Genomic DNA, 15,356 nt, shown 5'->3' with positions numbered 1-15,356 from the left:
TACCTTCATCCTTTCGAAACCACGACGTGCGTCGCCTTCTTCGAGGCGGCGACGGGAAACTCACGGCAGCAATGAGGACTCCATCATGACGCCATTCATCTATAACGGATTGCCTTCACGGGTCATCTTCGGTCATGGGACGCTCTCCCGGCTGGCCGAGGAAGTGGCGTCGCTGGGTTGCCACCGAGTGCTGGTGCTCTCCACGCCGGAGCAGGAGGGCCAGGCACGCCAGGTACTCGAGCAGCTCGGCGAGCGGGGCGCGGGCATCTTCGCCGAGGCCCGGATGCACACCCCGGTCGAGGTCACCGAAAAGGCACTACCGATCATCGCCTCTCTCGATATCGATGGTGTGGTTGCCATCGGTGGCGGTTCCACCATCGGCCTGGGCAAAGCCATTGCCTTGCGCACTGATCTTCCGCAGGTGGCGGTTCCCACCACCTACGCCGGTTCCGAGATGACGCCGATCCTCGGCGAAACCCAGGATGGCGTCAAGACGACGCAGCGCACTCTCAAGGTGCTGCCCGAGGTGGTTGTCTATGACGTCGACCTGACGCTGGGCCTGCCCGTCGGCATGTCCGGCACCAGCGGCATCAACGCCATCGCCCATGCGGTGGAAGCACTCTACGCCCAGGATCGCAACCCGGTCATCTCGCTGATGGCGGAAGAGGGCATTGCCGCACTCGCCCGTAGCCTGCCGATCATCGCCGACAACCCCGGTGACCATCAGGCCCGCTCGGATGCCCTCTATGGCGCCTGGCTGTGCGGTGCCTGCCTCGGCTCCGTCGGGATGTCGCTGCATCACAAGCTCTGCCACACCCTGGGCGGCTCCTTCGACCTGCCCCATGCCGAGACGCATACCATCGTGCTGCCCCACGCCGTGGCCTATAACGCCGAGGCGGCACCGGAGGCGATGGCCCGCATCGCCCGGGCGCTGGGCACGCGCGATGCTGCCGGCGGGCTCCATGACCTGGCAAGCGCGGTGGGGGCTCCCTTGGCGCTGCAGGATATCGGCATGCAGGCGCGCGATATCGACAGGGCCACCGAGATGGCCACGCGCAACCCCTACTGGAATCCACGCGCGATAGAGGCTGACGCCATCCATCGCCTGCTGAGCGATGCGCATGCCGGCATTCGTCCAACGCCAAGGGAGGCCATCGAATCATGAAGACCCTGCTGACCAATGCCACCGTGGTAACCATGGACCCAGAGATCGGCGACCTTACCGACGGCCAGGTGCTGGTGGAAGACGATCGTATCCTGGACATTGGCCATGACCTGCCGTCGAAGGGGGCTGAGGTGGTCGACTGCCGGGGGGGCATCCTGATCCCTGGTCTGGTCAATGCCCACATGCATACCTGGCAGACGGCCCTGCGCGGTGTCGCCGCCAACTGGACGCTGCTCGAGTACTTCGGCCATGTGCATCGCGGTTTAGCGGCGCTGTTCACCCCTGACGACATTTACATCGCCACCCGTATGGGCGCGCTCAACCAGCTCAACTGTGGCACCACCACTCTGGGCGACTGGTGCCACAACAATCCGACGTCGGCGCACACCGATGCGGCGGTCGAGGGGTTACAGGCCTCGGGCATCCGCGCAGTTTTCTTCCATGGCTCCCCCAAGCCCGACCCCAAGCCGGGCCAGCCGCATTTCAGCGAGATTCCGCATCCCCGCGGCGAGGTCGAGCGGCTGCTCGCCGGCCCGCTGGGCGACCCCGACGGACGCGTGACCCTGGGGCTGGCCATCCTTGGGCCGCATTACTCCACTCTCGACGTCAGCCTTCACGATTTCGAATTAGCCAAGGAGTTCGGCCTGGTGGCCTCTATGCACCAAGGTGGCGGCAAGGCCGTCAGTCCCGGCGGTTGGGATGTGATAGAGGAGCAAGGGCTGCTGGGTCCTGACATCAATATCGTGCACGGGCAAAGCCTGGACGACGGCCAGCTGGCCCGCTTCTGCGAGCAGGGCGTGACCTTCTCCATCGCGCCGGAAAATGAGATGACCCAGGGGCATGGCTTCCCGATCACCGGCCATGTTCGCCGACACGGCGGTGTGGTCTCGCTGGGCGTGGATCTCGAGTCGGTGATATCGGGCGACATGTTCACGGTGGCCCGCATGGCGCTGGGCATGCAGCGCTCGCTAGATAACGACGCCTCGCGACGCGAGCAGGGCAGCATCCCTGACACCTCCACCATCCGCACCCGCGAGGCGATGGAATGGATCACCATCGACGGGGCCCGCGCACTCGGCCTCGACGCGCGCATCGGCAGCCTGTCACCGGGCAAGCAGGCCGACATCGTGCTGCTGGACACGGCGCTTCTGAACATGCAGCCCGTCAGCGACCCAGTCTCGAGCGTGGTCATGCAGGCGAGCCTCGCCAATGTCGACAGCGTCATGGTGGCGGGTGAATTCTACAAACGAAACGGCAAGTTTCTCGAAGACGTGGAGGACGGTATCAGGCAGCTCGAGGTCTCCGGCCACCGCATCTATGCCGAACTGCAGTCACGCGAGCGAGAGACACGGGCAAAACAGGAGACATCATCATGACAACCACCACCAGGGTCGCCTGGATTGGCCTGGGCAAGCTCGGCCTGCCCATGGCCGCTAGGATCGTCGGCGCCGGACACTCCGTTCAGGGCTATGACCTCAGCGCCCAGCGGATGGCGCTGGCCGAGGGCGTCGGGATCCGCGTCCACGCGGATCTTGCCTCCGCCATCGAGGGCTGCACGCTGGTGTTCGTCTCGATTCCCGATGACAAGGCCCTGCTCGGCCTGGCGCTCAACTCGGGCGATCTGATCGAGAAGATGGCGCCGGGTAGCGTGATGATCGAGACCAGTACCGTCAGCATCGAGGCCTCCGCTCGAGTGGCCGCCGCCGCCGGGGAGAAGGGTATTGCCTATCTGCGCTCGCCGGTGTCGGGCAACCCCGTCGCCGCCGAGTCAGGCACGCTCTCGGCGATGGTCTCGGGCCCGCGGGAAGCGTTGGATCAAGCCATACCGGTAATGAAAAGCTTTACCAAGGCCCAGTACTGGCTGGGTGAGGACGAGCAGGCGCGATTTGCCAAGCTGGCCATCAACCTGATGATCGCGGTGAGTGCCGGAATGATGGGCGAGGCCCTGGCCATGGCCCGCAAGGGCAACATCGGATGGGACGCGATGCTCGAGTTGATGGCTGACAGCGCCGTGGGCTCGCCGATGGTCAAGTACAAGGCGCTGCCCCTTAAGGAGCGGGATTTCACTTCTACCTTCTCGGCGGTGCAGATGGCCAAGGACCTCGACCTGATTCTTGGCTGTGCCCATGGTGCCGGCGTGCCCGTGCCGCTGGCCGCGCAGATGCGTGAGGCCTACGCCTCGCTGATCGGCACGGGGTACGGCGAGGATGACTATATCGCCACGGTCCATCACACCGAGCGTCTCTCAGGGCTCTCTGCCCTGCAAAGTGCTCCAAGGGGATGACGAAATGCGAAACCTGAATGCAGAGAACATTACCGATGCGGTGATCGAGCAGTTTTCGGGCTGTAAGGATGAGCGGCTCAAGAGCGTATTGAATAGTCTCGTGAGTCATCTGCACGCCTTTCTCCGCGACGTGGAACCTACAGAGCAGGAATGGACTGATGCCATCGATTTCCTGACCCGAACCGGGCAGATGTGCGACGACAAGCGCCAGGAGTTCATCCTGCTGTCCGATACCCTGGGCGTGACGATGTTGGTCGATGCGATCAATCACCAGACGTCGAACCCCCAGATCACCGAGAGCACTGTGCTGGGCCCCTTCTATGTCGCCGATCCACCCGAGGCTGGTCAGGGAGACGCCATCGACTGGGGTGTGGAGGGCGAGCCCTTCTTCGTTGAGGGCCGGGTGCTTGATGATCAGAATAAGCCGCTGGCCAATGTCGTCATGGATGTCTGGCAGTCGGACAGCGAGGGTTTCTACGATGTCCAGAAGGAACTCGATAGTGCCTCCCTGCGGGCTCGCTTCAAGACCGACGAGCAGGGCCGCTTCGCCTTCTGGACGGTGACGCCTTCACCCTACCCGATTCCCACCGACGGCCCCGTGGGCAAGATGCTGGAGCTCACAGGACGTCATCCCTACCGGCCCGCTCATGTGCATTTCATGTTGATCACCGAGGGCTACGAGACCTTGGTCACCCAGATCTTTGCCGAGCATGACCCCTATCTGGATTCCGATGCCGTCTTTGGCGTCAAGGATTCCCTGGTCCGGGATTACCAGCTGCGTACCCCCGGAAAGGCACCTGATGGAAGGGACATGCAGACACCCTATCGCTACTTGAAATACGACTTCGGCTTGAAGGCAAGTTGAGAGTCTCGACGCAGAAAACCACTGTTCCACAAGAGGTCAATTAGATGACTGCCATCGATCAGAACGCTATCGAAACCCTGTTTACCGGCGCTCGGACGCACAATGTCTGGCAGGACAAGAGCGTCGGCGAAGAAAAGCTTCGGGAGCTCTACGAGCTGATGCACTTCGGTCCGACATCCATGAACTGCCAGCCTCTACGCGTGCTGTTCCTGAAAAGTCAGGCGGCCAAGGAACGCTTGAAGCCGGCACTGATGCCCGCCAATCAGGAAAAGACCATGAAGGCGCCCGTGGTGGCTGTTCTCGGCTACGACACCGAGTTCTACGAGCATCTGCCGCGCATGTTCTCTCACAACAAGGATGCCAAGTCGCTATTTGAGGGCAAGACGGACTTCATCAACTCAACGGCCTTCCGCAACAGCTCCATCCAGGGTGGCTATTTCATCCTGGCGGCACGCTCGGTAGGGCTGGATTCCGGTCCGATGTCGGGCTTCAACAACGCCGCCGTGGATGAAGAATTCTGGCCGGACGGCAAGGTCAAGAGCAATTTTCTGTGCAACCTCGGCTACGGTGACACCGCGTCACTTTTCCCGCGCCAGGACCGTTTCGCCTTTGATGAGGTCTGCGACGTTCTTTAGGTAAGTGCTCGAAGCAAGTTCTCCAGGAAAGTTCTCCAGGCAAGGGCTTTAGGCCAGTGCGCTAGGCTAGGCTCGTACTGCCTGGCGGGTCGGACTGCACGGTCCGCTGGGTTTGCTCCTGTTGGGTCGTGACTAATCACGGCCCTTTTTTAATGGATGTTATCGCGGGGCCGTAGATGGTTTATGACTGGCAGTTCATCGCGTTACTGATTTTTGCCGTACTGATCACCGGCATCTCGAAGTCAGGTTTCGCCGGGGGCGTGGGTGTCGTCGCCGTGCCGCTGCTCTCTCTGAAGACGAGTCCGGCCGTGGCGGTGGCCCTCATGCTGCCGCTGTTGATCTTCATGGATGCCTTCAGCCTAAAGGCCTGGTGGAGGAACCGGGTCGACCGGTTGCTTCGTCTGCTGTTCCCGGCGGCGGTACTGGGCGTGGTGGTCGGCTATCTGACCTATGGCATATTCAGTGAAGACGTTCTCAAGCTCCTGCTCGGGGTGTTTTCGATTCTCTTCGGGCTATGGGGGTTGCTGAAACCCTTCAAAGGAAAGTTCGCCATGCCGGACTGGGCAGGGGCCACTTGTGGAGGCCTCGCGGGATTCACCAGCTTCATCGCTCATGCGGGTGGACCGCCACTCAATTTCTTCCTGCTGCAGAGGGCGTTGAGCAAGGAGGCGTTTCTAGGCACGGCCGTGGTGTTCCTGGCCGGCATTAATCTGGTAAAACTGGTGCCCTATGCGATGCTCGGCCTGATCAATGTCGAGAACCTGACGGTCGCGCTGTTGCTGATACCGATAGCCTGGTTGGGGGTGCGCCTTGGTCTTATCATCCAGAGGCGAATCGACGGCGAGACCTTCTTCAAGGTCATCCTGACCTTATTGCTGGTTCTGGGAATTCGTCTGATTGTGGATGGCCTAATGTGACTCGTGAACAATCCCCGTTTGATGGCACTCAGATAATGGATGGGGATATGTTCGAGTGAGCCAGCCGCTTCACTGACGAGGTGGATATGAACGATCAGCTGCACGAGTTACGCCCCGAGGGGCCCTACGAAGAGCTTTCCGAGACCCCGATGCCAAGACTCTCCAGCACCGAGTTCGCTCGCTTTCTGGATTTCATCGAGAAGTTCGAGGATGCAACCGAACAGTCTCTCTCCACGACGCAGGGGTATCGGGAACTGCACATGATGATTCACGTTATGCGCAATCACCTGGCAGGCCGGCTCACCACTCCCACCTCGTTGGCGGACGCCTCGGGGCTCTCCTACGGCACGGCCAAGCGGGGCATCGAGAGTATCATCAAACGGGGGCTGATCCTTTCCCGCCCTCGGACGAAGTCGGGAAAGACGGTCTCCCTGCATCCTTCTCACGCCATGATCGAGGAGTGGGAAAATTATGCAAACCGGATCAAGGCCTTGGTAGGAAATACCTTCGGTCTGGACCCGACATCCGACGCGACGAACCGGATTATCCTGGACGAACCCTACCAGTCGCCCGACGTGATATCGCCGCCCGCCGTGCTGTCTCAACGTCTTGATCTCAAGGGAGGGCTACGGGTCCTTATGCACGCCGATCCCACCTTCATGGCGATGCATAACCTCAAGCGTCAGCTCGAAGCCATCTTCGGGGTAGACATCAAGAACAAGGCGAAGTCGATCGACAGCCTGCGCGAGGAGATTCTTGCCAACGCGCGTTTTGCGCATTCACATTACGACATCGTCACCTGTAATCTTCCCTGGTTCGGGGAGTTGGCGTCACAGGATATGCTGTTGCCCCTGGATGACTTTATCGACCGAGAAAGCTACAACCTGTCTGATTTTCACTCTGTGGCCATCCATAGTGCTCGTTATGCTGGAAAGCAGTACGGTATACCGGTACAGAGCACGCCGGAGCTGTTGTGCTATCGCAAGGATATCCTGGAAAGCGCGGGTCTGATGCCCCCGACGACCACGGAGCAGCTGACCAAGGTGGCCAGGGCGCTTCACGATCCCGGCAAGGGGCTCTATGGCATCGCCTGGAATGCGGCCAGGGGAACGCCTTTGGGGCATACTTTTGCCTTCCTGATGGCGAAATTCGGTCAGCCGATCATCAACCTTCAGCGTATCGATGGAGGCTATGCGTTCGAGGATGTGACAGGCGATCAACTTCGCCCCATGTTCCTGACGGATGCCGCCTTTCGTGCCTGCGAATACATGCTGGATATCTTGAAGTATTCTCCTCCCAATATCCTGCAGATGTCTTGGTACGAGCGCGCCAGGTCGTATGCGGCAGGTGAGGTCAGCATGGCCTATTGCTATACCTCGCTCGCGCCACTGTTCGAACTCAACGAGAAATCACCAGCCTGGCGGCATACCGGCTATCTACCCCATACCGTTGGCAACCGTGGTCGACCCTTCGTTCCCATCGGCGGCTATGCCTTGGCAATTCCCGCGAACCTGTCGGAAGAGCGAGTGGATGCCGCCTGGGCGGCCTTGCGCCACCTGACGTGCCGGAGCATGTCCAAGCTCTATATCCTGAACGGCAGTCTGGTAACGTCACGGTTAAGCGTCAGCCGCGACCCTGAGGTGTCATCGTTGTCCCCGCTCATCAGCGTGGTGGACAGAATGGCCAGAGAAGGCATCTTTCAGGCCTGGCCACGCCCCCCTGTTCCCGATATAAACGCCATCTTCGATGTTGCCGGCCAGGAAATTTTCGAGGTGCTCGCCGGGCGACGCTCCATCAAGCAGGCACTGACCCGGGCTCAGGATCAGGCCGACAAGCTGATGAGAAGCAAGGGATACTATTGAAAAAGGAGAAAAGGAGAAAAGGAGAAAAGGAGAAAAGGAGAAAAGGAGAAAAGGAGAAAAGGAGAGGACGAGAGTGGTTCAGGCCTTCCCGCGACACTGGATCCGGGCTCGAAACGAGCCACCGCCATACGCTATCCGGAAAATCGGATAGGGCAGGGCGGCGGAATTACTGCAGAATCGTAGTCTGGTGGATGTCACTGCATGATCATACCGCCATCGATCATCAGCAGCTGTCCGGTCATGTAGTCGGATTCCTGGCTGGCCAGGAAGGAGGCCGTTCCAACGACGTCTTCCGGGTAGGAGTAGCGCTTCATCAGGATCATCTTCTCGGCGAGTTGGTCCATGGACTGGCCCTGCTTGTCGAACTTGCCGATGCTGACAAGGTCCTTGTCCAGTTGCTCCCATAACTCAGTACGCACGACGCCTGGTGCGTAACCGTTGACGGTGATGTTGTGATCCACCAGTGCCTTGGCACCGCCGTTGATCATCGCCAGCACGGCGTGCTTGCTGCAGGAGTAAGGCACCACATCATCGAAGGCCTGGCGCGACAGGATGGAGCCCACGTTGAGGATCTTGTAGGGGCCATTCTCCTTGCCTTGCTCGATCATCTGCTTGGCGGCTTCCTGCATGCCGAGCAGGCATCCCAGCGCATTCACATCCATGATCTGGTGCCAGTTCTCTTCGGTGATATCGAGGAACATCAGCGGCTTGTTGATGCCGGCATTGTTGACCATGACATTGAGGCTACCGAAGGCGTCGACGGTTGCCTTGACGGCCGCCTTTACTTGATCACGCTCGGTCACATTAAGCTTGACGGCAATGGCCTTTCCGCCCTCCTTGTCGTTGATTCTCTTGCTGACTTCTTCGCAGCCTTCGATATTTAGGTCAGCCACACAAACATTGGCACCCTGTGCCGCATAATGTTCGGCAACGGCAGCACCCATGCCGCGAGCTGCACCGGTAATAAGGCAGTTCTTTCCTGAAAGTCGAGACTTGTCCATCGTGCTACCTCTGGGTCTTGTTAGTATTGGTCATGTCATGGATGGGCTATAAAAAGTGTTTACAACAAGGTCCATGATCATCGTCTCTTTGAATACGAAACCTTTACCGCAAGGAGGTATCGAGCCGACCGATCGAGTTGTCGGCATTTCGCCTTTCCCTGCCAATTGGCATTGTCTTCATGTCGAACGGCCAGGAACAGCTCGTCCGTTGACCGTTTTGACCAGATTGGATGTTTTAGCCAGGCCCCGGATAGGTCGAGAACACAGAGAAATCCAGGCTAGTGACGTGCAAACCACCGCAAGACGTGACGTCGTCGCACTGGGCGTGGACGCTTGTCGACCGTTCTGCGAGGATTCGGTTGGTTGCCAAGGAGAAAAAGCGTATGACCCAAAACAAGGTGCTGGTGCTTCACGGGCCCAATCTCAACTTGCTGGGTAGCCGACAGCCGGACATCTACGGCAGCGAGACTCTCGAGGACATCAACAATGCCCTCTACGAGAAGGCAGCGATGCGCGGATGGGACATCACCTGCCGGCAGAGCAACCATGAGGGCGAGTTGATCGATCTGGTGCATGCCGCCCGGCTCGACGGCACCAGTGCGATCATCATCAATCCCGCCGCCTATACTCACACCTCGGTGGCGATCCTCGATGCCCTGAACGCCTTCGAAGGCAAGGTAATCGAAGTGCATCTCTCCAACGTTCACAAGCGCGAGACGTTCCGTCACCATTCCTACGTCTCGCTGCGTGCCGATGGCGTCATCGCGGGACTGGGCAGCCAGGGCTATCTGGCGGCGCTGGATGCCCTGGATGCGGCCGCCAACGCCTGATACGTTGCGCCTCGCCTGAGGCGTCATTTCATTCACCTCGACATGTTTCTTTCGCGGGCTCGCCGGTGTCGAGCCCGTTCGACGTATTGTGCGTGTCAGTGGATGTGCCAAAAAATTGATCTGGAACAAGTAAAAAATCTACATATTCGCCTAGCCTGATAGAAAAATGTGCTTTTTTCATCACCCCTATCGGGAGGCTCGCATGTCGGATGCCGATACCCCCTCGACGCCGCCCCGCAAGAGCCAGGAACTCAAGCTATTTGTGTTTCTCGCCGCCGTGCTGTTTCCGCTGCTGGCGGTGGCCGTGGTCGGTGGCTACGGCTTTGCGGTCTGGATCTATCAGATCTTTGCCGGGCCTCCCGGCCCGCCAGCGTGATGGGGGTGTCATGACGCATCCACCCCACCATCAAGAGCGTCGGCAGTTCTTCCGCTCACTGAGCGGCCGCGGCCCAGTAAAGCGCCCACCCTGGACCGGCGACGACCTGATTGATTGCTGCGTTCGCTGCGATGCCTGCCTCGATGCCTGCCCCGAGGGGGTGTTGCATCGTGGCGGCGGTGGCTATCCAGAGATTCGCTTCGTTAACGAGGGCTGTACGCTCTGCGGCGCTTGTATCGAAGCCTGCGATGCCGGCGTCTTCGACCGCGAGCGCAGGCCCTTTCCCTGGCAGGCCCGCATCGAGCCCCACTGTCTGGCCTTCAACAAGATTCACTGCCAGGCGTGCCAGGATGCCTGTGACTGGCGCGCGATTACCTTTCCTGCGCAGATCGGCCGCCCGCCAATGCCACATGTCGAGTCCGATGCCTGCACCGGTTGCGGTGCTTGCCAGGCGCTCTGCCCCACTGATGCCATCGTGATGGCGAGCCAGGAGATGGCCGATGCCCTCTGAGACGATGCCCCCTGAAACGATGTTCCCAGAAACCCTGCATATCGCCAGTTGCCTGGTGCATGTCGACCCGTCGCGTTGCCGGGAAGTCGCCGATTGGTTGGCCCATCAGCCCGGTTGTGAAGTGAGCGCCGAGGACCCGGCCGGCAAGCTCGTCGTGGTGATGGAGAGCCATGGCGAGGCGCGCATTCTCGAACTGATCGATGCGGTCCAGCAGCGTCCCGGCGTTTTCGGCGCCGCGCTGGTCTATCACCAACTGCTTGACCCGGATACTGCAGACGAACCGGAAGAGGCCCCGTCATGAAATTGACCCGTCGTGAATTCGCCAAGGCCAATGCGGCCGCCGTTGCCGCGGCCACCGCCGGCATTTCCATTCCCGCCGGCGCGAGCAACCTGATCACCAATGCCGAGCTGACGCGATTGCACTGGAACAAGGCCCCCTGCCGTTTCTGCGGCGTCGGGTGCAGCGTGATGGTGGGCACCCAGGACGATCGCATCGTCGCCACGCACGGCGATACGCAGTCGGAAGTCAACCGCGGGCTCAATTGCGTCAAAGGGTATTTTCTCTCCAAGATTCTCTATGGCGAGGATCGTCTGCGCACGCCGCTGTTGCGCAAGCGCAACGGCGAATATGACAAGCAGGGCGATTTCGAGGAGGTCTCCTGGGACGAGGCGCTGGACCTGATGGCCGAGAAGTTCAAGGCGGCCATCCGTGACCACGGCCCGGAAAGCGTGGCGATGTTCGGCTCAGGCCAGTGGACAATCTGGGAGGGCTATGCGGCCAGCAAGCTGTTCAAGGCGGGCTTCCGCTCCAATAACATCGACCCCAATGCCCGCCACTGCATGGCCTCGGCGGTGTTCGGCTTCATGCGCAGCTTCGGCTCCGACGAGCCCATGGGCGTCTACGACGATATCGAGCATGCCGACGCCTTCGTGCTTTGGGGCTCGAACATGGCCGAGATGCATCCGGTGCTCTGGACCCGCGTCACCGACCGTAGGCTCTCCTTCCCGGCGACGCGGGTCGCCGTGCTCTCGACCTTCGAGCATCGCAGCTTCGACCTGGCCGACATCCCCATGGTAATGCGGCCCAATGCCGATATCGTCATCCTCAACTACATCGCCAACCACATTATCCAGACCGGACGGGTTAACCAGTCGTTCATCGACAATCACGTCAACTTCGTGCTCGCCGCCGATGACATCGGCTATGGCCTGCGCGACACCGATCCTCTTCAGCAGGCGGCCGCCAATGCCGGTAACGCCAATGTCTGGACCGACATGAGCTTCGAGGAGTTCGCCGAGTATGTCGCGCCCTACACCCTGGCGCGTGCGGCGAGCGAATCGGGGGTCTCGGAGAGCCGGCTCGAGGAGATGGCCGAGCTCTATGCCGACCCCGACACCAAGGTGATGACCTTCTGGACCATGGGGGTGAATCAGCACACCCGAGGTGTCTGGATCAACAACTTGATCTACAACCTGCACCTGCTGACCGGCAAGATCTCCGAGCCCGGCAACAGCCCCTTCTCCCTGACCGGCCAGCCCTCGGCATGTGGGACGGCTCGCGAAGTCGGCACCTTCGCCCACCGGCTCCCCGCCGACATGGTCGTCACCAACCCCGAGCATCGCCAGACCGCGGAGAAGATCTGGAAGCTGCCCGAGGGCACCATTCCCGAGAAGGTCGGCTTCCACGCGGTGGAGCAGAGTCGCCGGCTCAAGGACGGCGATATCAAGGTCTACTGGACCCAGGTCACCAACAACATCCAGGCCGGACCCAACACCATGCAGGAAACCCTGCCGGGCTGGCGTAACCCCGAGGCCTTCGTGATCGTCTCGGACATCTATCCCACGGTATCGGCGCAAGCGGCTGACCTGATCCTGCCGGCGGCGGGATGGGTAGAGAAGGAGGGCGCCTTCGGCAACTCCGAGCGCCGTACACAGTTCTTCCACCAGCTGGTCAGCGCCCCGGGTGAGGCGCGCTCCGACCTCTGGCAGACCGTGGAGCTTTCCAAGCGAATCCGCGTCGACGAAGTATGGCCACAGGAGCACATCGACAAGGCACCGGAACTCGCCGACAAGACGCTCTTCGAGCTGCTCTATGCCAATGGTCAGGTGGACGCCTACCCCCTGTCGGACATGGAGGAGGGCTTCGCCAACCAGGAGGCCGAAGCGCTGGGGTTCTATATCCAGAAGGGGCTGTTCGAGGAATATGCACGCTTTGGGCGCGGCAAGGGCAAGGACCTGGACAACTTCGATGTCTATCACCGGGTCCGCGGCAAACGCTGGCCGGTGGTGAACGGCGAGGAAACCCTGTGGCGCTACAAGGAGGGCTTGGATCCCTATGTCGAGGCCGGCACCGGCTGGCAGTTCTACGCCAAGCCCGACAATCGCGCGCTGATCTTCGCCGCACCCAGCGAGCCGCCCGCCGAGTCGCCCGACGAGACCTACCCCTTCTGGCTGTCGACCGGTCGGGTACTCGAGCACTGGCACACCGGCTCCATGACGCGGCGCGTGCCGGAACTGCATCGAGCAGTGCCGGAGGCGCTGCTCTACATGCACGCCGAGGATGCTCGCGATCAAGGCATGCGGCGCGGCAGCGAAGTCAAGGTGGTCAGCCGGCGCGGTGAACTGCATCTGCGTGTCGAGACGCGGGGGCGCGTCAGGCCGCCCAGGGGCGTGGTCTATGTGCCCTTTTTCGATGCCACCCGCCTGATCAACAAGGTCACCCTGGACGCCACCGACCCGATCTCCAAACAGACGGACTTCAAGAAGTGCGCGGTGCGTCTGGAGCTGGTCAGCCTGGCCTGATGGGCCGATACAAGGGATGCAAGGAGAGACATCATGAAATGGTTCGCAATCTCCAGCCTGATCGCCGCCCTGGCCGTTTCCGGTAGTGGGGTGGCCGATGAGGGATTTGATCCCTCGGCCCCCGATGGCCTGCGACAGGGAGGTACCATCAGCCAGACATTGTCGGCACCGCCCATGGCGGAACAGTCGCGGGAGTCCGGCCGTGAGGTCCTCAACTATCCCGAGCAGCCGCCGGTCATTCCCCACAACATTCGCGATTATCAGATCGACACCCGTAGCAATCGCTGCCTGACCTGTCACAGCCGTAGCGAGGCGGTGGAAGCCGGCGCGCCGATGGTCAGCATCACCCACTTCATGGATCGCAACAAACAGGTGTTGGCGGCGGTCTCGCCGGATCGTTACTTCTGCACGCAATGCCATGTGCCCCAGACCGATGCCGAGCCGCTGGTGGGCAACACCTTTCGCACCGTCGACGAGGTGTTGACCGAAATGCTGCAGCGTGAGGAGAGTGCGCAATGAAACGCTGGCTGACGCGCTACTGGCGCATCCTCACCCGCCCCAGTGTGCATTTCAGCCTGGGCTTTCTGACGCTGGGCGGCTTCATCGCCGGGGTGCTGTTCTGGGGCGGGTTCAACACCGCCGTCGAGGCGACCAATACCCAACAGTTCTGCGTGTCCTGTCACGAGATGGAGCGCAACCCGCTGCGCGAGATGCAGGACACGGTGCATTACACCAACCGCTCGGGCGTCAGAGCGCAATGTGCCGACTGCCATGTGCCCCATGACTGGACCCACAAGATGGCGCGCAAGATGGAGGCCTCCAAAGAAGTCTGGGGCTGGATTTTCGGCTCCATCGATACCGAGGAGAAGTTCGAGGCCAAGCGTCGTGAGCTGGCAGAACGGGAGTGGGCGCGGCTGGAGGCCAACGATTCGCTCGAATGCCGCAACTGCCACGAGTTCGATTTCATGGACTTTACGGCGCAGAGTTCACGCGCTTCCAGGGCCCACTCCACCTCGCTGGCCTCAGGCGAAGCGACCTGCATCGATTGCCACAAGGGCATCGCCCATGAGCTACCGGACATGCACGGCACGCTCGATGCCGGCACGGGCATGCCGGATGTCGTCTCCTGGGCGGCGCATCTAGAGCACGATGAGGGGTCAAGCCGGTAGCAGGTTCAGGTAGGTCATTAGCCCAATCGCCAGGCTGATGGTCACGAAGGACAGCAGGGTCGCGACCATCATTGCCGCCGCGCTGATGTCTTGCAGGCCGTAGCGCTGACCCAGAATGGGAAAGATGCTGATCATCGGCGCACAGGCGAACAGCAGGGCGCCGGTGAGCAAGGCGGGGTCCATGTCGGGTAGCAGCAGGAAAACCCCGAGTACCGCCAGGGGATGGATCACCAGCTTGGTCACAACGATCTGGCCGACCTCACCTGCCATCCCGGTGATCCTGAGGCCGAAGAGCGTGGCACCGATCACGAACAGCGCGGCTGGAGCAGCGGCCGCCGCCAGCATGTCGATGGCCTTGGCCAGCACGCCGGGCAGCGGTAGTCCGGTGGTCGACAGCACCAGGCCGACCGTCAGGCCGATCAGGATCGGATTGCGCACCAGGCGGCTGGCGGTCTGGTGTATGGCCTGGCCGACCCCCTGGCCATGCTGCTGGCTCGCCTCGGCGAGAATCAGCGCCGCGGGAATGATCAGCAGATTCTCGATCAGCATGTTGAGCGCCAGAAACACCCCGGCGGAGGAGCCGAGTACCATGGCGGCGACGGGGTAGCCGATGAAACCACTGTTGGAGGCTGACATGCCAAGGGCATGGATGGCGCAGGCGTCCAGCGGCTTGCGGCCTATCAACCGCAATGCCACCACTCCCAGTGTGAAGACTGCCAGGGAGCCGAGCCCGTAGCCCAGCAGATACTGGGGCGTGAACACCTCTTCGAGTGGGTTCTCTGTCAGCGCCTTGATGATGAGCGCAGGCAGGGCGCAATAGAGCACGAACTTGCTGATCCCCTGCACATGCTCACGGGTCACGATACGCCCGAGCATGGCCAGATAGCCGACCCCGATCAACAGGAAAATTGGGGTCGTGATGGCAAGGATATCCAGCAA

16 protein-coding genes are annotated in these 15,356 nt (G+C 61.0%); 14 read left to right on the top strand and 2 right to left on the bottom strand.

Features of this window, described 5'->3' with window-relative positions:
* Positions 1-85: 85 nt before the first annotated feature.
* The 7 genes from KG088_RS09395 (at position 86) to KG088_RS09365 (ending at position 7,728) form a co-directional block, all read left to right on the top strand.
* Positions 86-1,165: a maleylacetate reductase gene (locus KG088_RS09395; RefSeq protein WP_213825262.1), complete on the top strand. Its 1,080-nt coding sequence runs from the start codon at positions 86-88 to the stop codon at positions 1,163-1,165.
* Positions 1,162-2,541, top strand: a complete 1,380-nt coding sequence (locus KG088_RS09390) for an amidohydrolase family protein (RefSeq protein ID WP_213825261.1) — start codon at positions 1,162-1,164, stop codon at positions 2,539-2,541. The genes KG088_RS09395 and KG088_RS09390 overlap by 4 nt, the downstream gene beginning before the upstream one ends.
* Positions 2,538-3,449 carry an NAD(P)-dependent oxidoreductase gene (locus KG088_RS09385; protein WP_213825260.1) on the top strand — a complete coding sequence of 304 codons (912 nt, stop codon included), beginning with the start codon at positions 2,538-2,540 and terminating at the stop codon, positions 3,447-3,449. The genes KG088_RS09390 and KG088_RS09385 overlap by 4 nt, the downstream gene beginning before the upstream one ends.
* A 4-nt stretch (positions 3,450-3,453) precedes the next feature.
* Complete coding sequence (locus KG088_RS09380) at positions 3,454-4,314, top strand: intradiol ring-cleavage dioxygenase (RefSeq protein ID WP_213825259.1); 861 nt, start codon at positions 3,454-3,456, stop codon at positions 4,312-4,314.
* Positions 4,315-4,358: 44 nt separating this feature from the next.
* On the top strand, positions 4,359-4,949 hold the full coding sequence (locus KG088_RS09375; protein ID WP_213825258.1) for a malonic semialdehyde reductase: 591 nt from the start codon (positions 4,359-4,361) through the stop codon (positions 4,947-4,949).
* A 176-nt stretch (positions 4,950-5,125) separates the two neighbouring features.
* Positions 5,126-5,866 carry a sulfite exporter TauE/SafE family protein gene (locus KG088_RS09370; RefSeq protein WP_213825257.1) on the top strand — a complete coding sequence of 247 codons (741 nt, stop codon included), beginning with the start codon at positions 5,126-5,128 and terminating at the stop codon, positions 5,864-5,866.
* 86 nt (positions 5,867-5,952) lie between these two features.
* Positions 5,953-7,728 carry an extracellular solute-binding protein gene (locus KG088_RS09365; RefSeq protein ID WP_213825256.1) on the top strand — a complete coding sequence of 592 codons (1,776 nt, stop codon included), beginning with the start codon at positions 5,953-5,955 and terminating at the stop codon, positions 7,726-7,728.
* 194 nt (positions 7,729-7,922) lie between these two features.
* On the opposite strand, the gene KG088_RS09360 is transcribed toward KG088_RS09365, so the two are convergent.
* Complete coding sequence (locus KG088_RS09360) at positions 7,923-8,729, bottom strand: SDR family NAD(P)-dependent oxidoreductase (RefSeq protein ID WP_213825255.1); 807 nt, start codon at positions 8,727-8,729, stop codon at positions 7,923-7,925.
* Positions 8,730-9,112: 383 nt separating this feature from the next.
* On the opposite strand from KG088_RS09360, the gene aroQ reads away from it, so the two are divergent.
* The 7 genes from aroQ (at position 9,113) to KG088_RS09325 (ending at position 14,417) form a co-directional block, all read left to right on the top strand.
* A complete protein-coding gene (aroQ, locus tag KG088_RS09355) occupies positions 9,113-9,559 on the top strand; it encodes a type II 3-dehydroquinate dehydratase (protein WP_213825254.1) in 447 nt (148 codons plus the stop codon).
* A gap of 202 nt (positions 9,560-9,761) precedes the next feature.
* On the top strand, positions 9,762-9,935 hold the full coding sequence (gene napE / locus KG088_RS09350; RefSeq protein ID WP_213825253.1) for a periplasmic nitrate reductase, NapE protein: 174 nt from the start codon (positions 9,762-9,764) through the stop codon (positions 9,933-9,935).
* Positions 9,936-9,945: 10 nt separating this feature from the next.
* The gene (napF, locus tag KG088_RS09345) at positions 9,946-10,446 is read left to right on the top strand and encodes a ferredoxin-type protein NapF (protein ID WP_213825252.1); all 501 of its coding nucleotides are present in this window, start codon (positions 9,946-9,948) and stop codon (positions 10,444-10,446) included.
* The gene (locus KG088_RS09340) at positions 10,436-10,747 is read left to right on the top strand and encodes a chaperone NapD (RefSeq protein WP_213825251.1); all 312 of its coding nucleotides are present in this window, start codon (positions 10,436-10,438) and stop codon (positions 10,745-10,747) included. Before napF ends, KG088_RS09340 begins: the two co-directional genes overlap by 11 nt.
* Positions 10,744-13,248 carry a nitrate reductase catalytic subunit NapA gene (gene napA, locus KG088_RS09335; RefSeq protein ID WP_213825250.1) on the top strand — a complete coding sequence of 835 codons (2,505 nt, stop codon included), beginning with the start codon at positions 10,744-10,746 and terminating at the stop codon, positions 13,246-13,248. Before KG088_RS09340 ends, napA begins: the two co-directional genes overlap by 4 nt.
* Before the next feature lie 33 nt (positions 13,249-13,281).
* Complete coding sequence (locus KG088_RS09330; RefSeq protein ID WP_213825249.1) at positions 13,282-13,767, top strand: nitrate reductase cytochrome c-type subunit; 486 nt, start codon at positions 13,282-13,284, stop codon at positions 13,765-13,767.
* Positions 13,764-14,417, top strand: coding sequence for a NapC/NirT family cytochrome c (locus tag KG088_RS09325; protein WP_213825248.1), 654 nt, complete (start codon positions 13,764-13,766; stop codon positions 14,415-14,417). Before KG088_RS09330 ends, KG088_RS09325 begins: the two co-directional genes overlap by 4 nt.
* Here KG088_RS09325 and KG088_RS09320 read toward each other — a convergent pair.
* Positions 14,406-15,356 (bottom strand): AEC family transporter, encoded by a 951-nt coding sequence (locus tag KG088_RS09320; RefSeq protein WP_213825247.1) that lies wholly within the window; start codon positions 15,354-15,356, stop codon positions 14,406-14,408. The genes KG088_RS09325 and KG088_RS09320 overlap by 12 nt on opposite strands.

Origin of the sequence: Halomonas jincaotanensis (genome assembly GCF_018448785.1) — a bacterium.
In the GTDB taxonomy this organism is placed as follows: domain Bacteria; phylum Pseudomonadota; class Gammaproteobacteria; order Pseudomonadales; family Halomonadaceae; genus Halomonas; species Halomonas jincaotanensis.
The sequence above is the reverse complement of the archived record's forward strand: the minus strand, read 5'-3'. Positions and strand labels throughout refer to the sequence as shown.

Bases quoted from the DNA above. Each gene is read 5' to 3' on its own strand.
- napF (WP_213825252.1), top strand. From the start codon at position 9,946: ATGACGCATCCACCCCACCATCAAGAGCGTCGGCAGTTCTTCCGCTCA.
- KG088_RS09325 (WP_213825248.1), top strand. From the start codon at position 13,764: ATGAAACGCTGGCTGACGCGCTACTGGCGCATCCTCACCCGCCCCAGT.
- KG088_RS09375 (WP_213825258.1), top strand. From the start codon at position 4,359: ATGACTGCCATCGATCAGAACGCTATCGAAACCCTGTTTACCGGCGCT.
- KG088_RS09390 (WP_213825261.1), top strand. From the start codon at position 1,162: ATGAAGACCCTGCTGACCAATGCCACCGTGGTAACCATGGACCCAGAG.
- KG088_RS09340 (WP_213825251.1), top strand. From the start codon at position 10,436: ATGCCCTCTGAGACGATGCCCCCTGAAACGATGTTCCCAGAAACCCTG.
- KG088_RS09330 (WP_213825249.1), top strand. From the start codon at position 13,282: ATGAAATGGTTCGCAATCTCCAGCCTGATCGCCGCCCTGGCCGTTTCC.
- KG088_RS09360 (WP_213825255.1), bottom strand. From the start codon at position 8,729: ATGGACAAGTCTCGACTTTCAGGAAAGAACTGCCTTATTACCGGTGCA.
- napA (WP_213825250.1), top strand. From the start codon at position 10,744: ATGAAATTGACCCGTCGTGAATTCGCCAAGGCCAATGCGGCCGCCGTT.
- KG088_RS09370 (WP_213825257.1), top strand. From the start codon at position 5,126: ATGGTTTATGACTGGCAGTTCATCGCGTTACTGATTTTTGCCGTACTG.
- aroQ (WP_213825254.1), top strand. From the start codon at position 9,113: ATGACCCAAAACAAGGTGCTGGTGCTTCACGGGCCCAATCTCAACTTG.
- napE (WP_213825253.1), top strand. From the start codon at position 9,762: ATGTCGGATGCCGATACCCCCTCGACGCCGCCCCGCAAGAGCCAGGAA.
- KG088_RS09365 (WP_213825256.1), top strand. From the start codon at position 5,953: ATGAACGATCAGCTGCACGAGTTACGCCCCGAGGGGCCCTACGAAGAG.
- KG088_RS09380 (WP_213825259.1), top strand. From the start codon at position 3,454: ATGCGAAACCTGAATGCAGAGAACATTACCGATGCGGTGATCGAGCAG.
- KG088_RS09385 (WP_213825260.1), top strand. From the start codon at position 2,538: ATGACAACCACCACCAGGGTCGCCTGGATTGGCCTGGGCAAGCTCGGC.
- KG088_RS09395 (WP_213825262.1), top strand. From the start codon at position 86: ATGACGCCATTCATCTATAACGGATTGCCTTCACGGGTCATCTTCGGT.